General features: G+C 58.5%; 3 rRNA genes. All 3 read left to right on the top strand.

Going from position 1 to position 4,898, the window contains the following annotated elements:
* A 16S ribosomal RNA gene (locus BJF81_RS11720) occupies window positions 1-1,070 on the top strand; the annotation flags it as partial.
* A 450-nt stretch (window positions 1,071-1,520) separates the two neighbouring features.
* Window positions 1,521-4,665 (top strand): 23S ribosomal RNA (locus tag BJF81_RS11715).
* 108 nt (window positions 4,666-4,773) lie between these two features.
* A 5S ribosomal RNA gene (gene rrf / locus BJF81_RS11710) occupies window positions 4,774-4,890 on the top strand.
* Window positions 4,891-4,898: the final 8 nt, after the last annotated feature.

Below are 4,898 nucleotides of genomic sequence, written 5' to 3'. Positions count from 1 at the left end.
GGGTGACGGTAGGAGCAGAAGAAGCACCGGCTAACTACGTGCCAGCAGCCGCGGTAATACGTAGGGTGCGAGCGTTGTCCGGAATTATTGGGCGTAAAGAGCTTGTAGGCGGTTTGTCGCGTCTGCTGTGAAAGCCCGGGGCTTAACCCCGGGTCTGCAGTGGGTACGGGCAGGCTAGAGTGTGGTAGGGGAGACTGGAATTCCTGGTGTAGCGGTGGAATGCGCAGATATCAGGAGGAACACCGATGGCGAAGGCAGGTCTCTGGGCCACTACTGACGCTGAGAAGCGAAAGCGTGGGGAGCGAACAGGATTAGATACCCTGGTAGTCCACGCCGTAAACGTTGGGCGCTAGGTGTGGGTCCCATTCCACGGGGTCCGTGCCGCAGCTAACGCATTAAGCGCCCCGCCTGGGGAGTACGGCCGCAAGGCTAAAACTCAAAGGAATTGACGGGGGCCCGCACAAGCGGCGGAGCATGCGGATTAATTCGATGCAACGCGAAGAACCTTACCAAGGCTTGACATGTACCGGAAACTCCCAGAGATGGGGGCCCCGCAAGGTCGGTACACAGGTGGTGCATGGTTGTCGTCAGCTCGTGTCGTGAGATGTTGGGTTAAGTCCCGCAACGAGCGCAACCCTCGTTCTATGTTGCCAGCACGTGATGGTGGGGACTCATAGGAGACTGCCGGGGTCAACTCGGAGGAAGGTGGGGATGACGTCAAATCATCATGCCCCTTACGTCTTGGGCTTCACGCATGCTACAATGGCCGGTACAGAGGGCTGCGAAACCGTGAGGTGGAGCGAATCCCTTAAAGCTGGTCTCAGTTCGGATTGGGGTCTGCAACTCGACCCCATGAAGTCGGAGTCGCTAGTAATCGCAGATCAGCAACGCTGCGGTGAATACGTTCCCGGGCCTTGTACACACCGCCCGTCAAGTCACGAAAGTCGGTAACACCCGAAGCCGGTGGCCCAACCCCTTGTGGGAGGGAGCCGTCGAAGGTGGGACTGGTGATTGGGACTAAGTCGTAACAAGGTAGCCGTACCGGAAGGTGCGGCTGGATCACCTCCTTTCTAAGGAGCATCTTGGCACCTGGTGCCCGTCCCGGTTCGGGGTGGGCGGCCGGTGTCTGGTTCCCGTTGCGTGGGCGTTCGTCCCACGGCGGGTGCTCGGGTGGAACATCAGTATTCCGTCGCCGTTCCCGGTGTCCTGTCCCGGTGGCCTAGTACGACCTGCCTCCTCGTGTGGGGGTGGGTGTGGAAGGGTCTGCCTGGGTGGGGTCGGGGGTGGTGCTGACACGTTGTTGGGTCCTGAGGGATCGGGCCCCACCTGTGTCCTTCGTGCGTGCACGGGGGGTGGGTGGTGCCGGGCCTCTGGAGTGCCGGGGCCCTGGGTGCTGTCCGTACCCGCGTCGTCCAGCTGTTGCTGGGTGGTGTGTGTGGCGGGAGCGTTTGCCTGGGGTTGGCCTGGTCGTGTGTTGAGAACTGTACAGTGGACGCGAGCATCTTTGTGGCTTTATTTTGTTTCAAGTTTACAAGGGCGCACGGTGGATGCCTTGGCACCAGGAACCGAAGAAGGACGTGGGAATCTGCGATAAGCCTCGGGGAGTCGATAACCAGACTTTGATCCGAGGATTTCCGAATGGGGAAACCCGGCTGGACTCATCTCCAGTCACCCGTACCTGAATATATAGGGTGCGTGGAGGGAACGCGGGGAAGTGAAACATCTCAGTACCCGCAGGAAGAGAAAACAACATGTGATTCCGTGAGTAGTGGCGAGCGAAAGCGGACGAGGCCAAACCTCAGCTGTGTGATCACCTGGTAGGGGTTGCAGCTGGGGGGGTTGTGGGAGTGTGTGTACCGGTGCTACCACGCCGGTGCGGAGTAAGAAATCGAGTTCATAGGCGAAAGGTCTGGGAAGGCCTGGCACAGACGGTGAGACCCCGGTAGCCGAAATGTTCTCGACTCCGTATCGCACGTCCCAAGTAGTACGGGGCCCGAGAAATCCCGTACGAATCTGGCAGGACCACCTGCCAAGCCTAAATATTCCCTGGTGACCGATAGCGGACAAGTACCGTGAGGGAAAGGTGAAAAGTACCCCGGGAGGGGAGTGAAATAGTTCCTGAAACCGTGTGCCTACAATCCGTCGGAGCCGGCCCGTGGGCTGGTGACGGCGTGCCTTTTGAAGAATGAGCCTGCGAGTTAGTGCTCAGTGGCGAGGTTAACCCGTGCGGGGTAGCCGTAGCGAAAGCGAGTCCGAACAGGGCGTATGAGTCGCTGGGTCTAGACCCGAAGCGGAGTGATCTACCCATGGCCAGGGTGAAGCGCGGGTAAGACCGCGTGGAGGCCCGAACCCACTTAGGTTGAAAACTGAGGGGATGAGCTGTGGGTAGGGGTGAAAGGCCAATCAAACTCCGTGATAGCTGGTTCTCCCCGAAATGCATTTAGGTGCAGCGTCATGTGTTTCTTGCCGGAGGTAGAGCTACTGGATGGCTGATGGGCCCCACCGGGTTACTGACGTCAGCCAAACTCCGAATGCCGGTAAGTGAGAGCATGGCAGTGAGACTGCGGGGGATAAGCTTCGTAGTCGAGAGGGAAACAGCCCAGATCACCAGCTAAGGTCCCTAAGCGTGTGCTAAGTGGGAAAGGATGTGGAGTTGCGAAGACAACCAGGAGGTTGGCTTAGAAGCAGCCACCCTTGAAAGAGTGCGTAATAGCTCACTGGTCAAGTGATTCCGCGCCGACAATGTAGCGGGGCTCAAGCACACCACCGAAGCTGTGGCAACGACATATTCGCTCGGCCCGTCCCCTCGTGGGGTGGGTCCAGGCGTGTCGTTGGGTAGGGGAGCGTCGTGCCGCGGGAGAAGCATCCGAGTGATCGAGGTGTGGACGCGGCACGAGTGAGAATGCAGGCATGAGTAGCGAAAGAAGAGTGAGAAACTCTTCCGCCGAATGACCAAGGTTTCCAGGGTCAAGCTAATCTGCCCTGGGTAAGTCGGGACCTAAGGCGAGGCCGACAGGCGTAGTCGATGGACATCCGGTTGATATTCCGGAACCGGCGAAGGACCGCCCAGTACCGAATCACGTGATGCTAAGCGCCTGAAGCCGTCGCAGACCCTGCCCCCTTTCGGGGGGGTTGGTGAGCGGCGGTGGAACGCGCGACCCGAGCGTGTAGTAGGTAAGCGATGGAAGGACGCAGGAAGGTAGCCTCCGCGTGGCGATGGTTGTCCACGTCCAAGAGCGCAGGACCGGGGAGAGGTAAATCCGCCCCATCAGTTGTCCGAGGCTTGATGGTGACCGTGTATGCGGGAAGAAGGGTGATCCTATGCTGCCTAGAAAAGTTCCTAGCGAGGTCCGAGCCGCCCGTACCCCAAACCGACCCAGGTGGTCAGGTAGAGAATACCAAGGCGATCGAGTGAATCGTGGTTAAGGAACTCGGCAAAATGCCCCCGTAACTTCGGGAGAAGGGGGGCCCGACGTGTGAGACCCCTTCGCGGGTTGGCACGGAGGGCCGCAGAGACCAGGGAGAAGCGACTGTTTACTAAAAACACAGGTCCGTGCGAAGTCGCAAGACGATGTATACGGACTGACGCCTGCCCGGTGCTGGAACGTTAAGGGGACGGGTCAGTCGCACGTGTGCGGCGAAGCTCTGAACTTAAGCGCCAGTAAACGGCGGTGGTAACTATAACCATCCTAAGGTAGCGAAATTCCTTGTCGGGTAAGTTCCGACCTGCACGAATGGCGTAACGACTTCTCCACTGTCTCAACCACGAACTCGGCGAAATTGCACTACGAGTAAAGATGCTCGTTACGCGCAGCAGGACGGAAAGACCCCGGGACCTTTACTATAGCTTGGTATTGGTGTTCGGTACGGCTTGTGTAGGATAGGTGGGAGACTGTGAAGCGGGCACGCCAGTGTCCGTGGAGTCATCGTTGAAATACCACTCTGGTCGTTCTGGATGTCTAACCTCGGTCCGTGATCCGGATCAGGGACAGTGCCTGGTGGGTAGTTTAACTGGGGCGGTTGCCTCCCAAAAGGTAACGGAGGCGCCCAAAGGTTCCCTCAGCCTGGTTGGTAATCAGGTGTCGAGTGTAAGTGCACAAGGGAGCTTGACTGTGAGACAGACATGTCGAGCAGAGACGAAAGTCGGGACTAGTGACCCGACGGTGGCTTGTGGAAGCGCCGTCGCTCAACGGATAAAAGGTACCCCGGGGATAACAGGCTGATCCTGCCCAAGAGCTCATATCGACGGCATGGTTTGGCACCTCGATGTCGGCTCGTCGCATCCTGGGGCTGGAGTCGGTCCCAAGGGTTGGGCTGTTCGCCCATTAAAGCGGTACGCGAGCTGGGTTTAGAACGTCGTGAGACAGTTCGGTCCCTATCCGCTGCGCGCGGAGGAAACTTGAGAAGAGCTGTCCCTAGTACGAGAGGACCGGGATGGACGAACCTCTGGTGTGTCAGTTGTCCTGCCAAGGGCACCGCTGATTAGCTACGTTCGGACGTGATAACCGCTGAAAGCATCTAAGCGGGAAGCACACTTCAAGATGAGGTTTCCATGCCCCTCGTGGGTGAGAGGCTCCCAGCTAGACTACTGGGTTGATAGGCCGGACGTGGAAGCACAGCAATGTGTGGAGCTGACCGGTACTAATAAGCCGACAACTTGAACAACACAAGCCACGAAGATGTTACGCGTCCACTGTACGGTTCCCGAGACACGAACCACCACCACCCACCAAGTTGTGGGTTGGCCCGGGTTCGACAAGATCTCGATATTGTTACGGCGGTCATAGCGTCAGGGAAACGCCCGGTCACATTCCGAACCCGGAAGCTAAGCCTGACAGCGCCGATGGTACTGCACCGGGGACGGTGTGGGAGAGTAGGACACCGCCGGACCACCATTG

This window comes from Ornithinimicrobium sp. CNJ-824, assembly GCF_001942405.1.
Taxonomy (GTDB): domain Bacteria; phylum Actinomycetota; class Actinomycetes; order Actinomycetales; family Dermatophilaceae; genus Ornithinicoccus; species Ornithinicoccus kibberensis.
The sequence above is the reverse complement of the archived record's forward strand: the minus strand, read 5'-3'. Positions and strand labels throughout refer to the sequence as shown.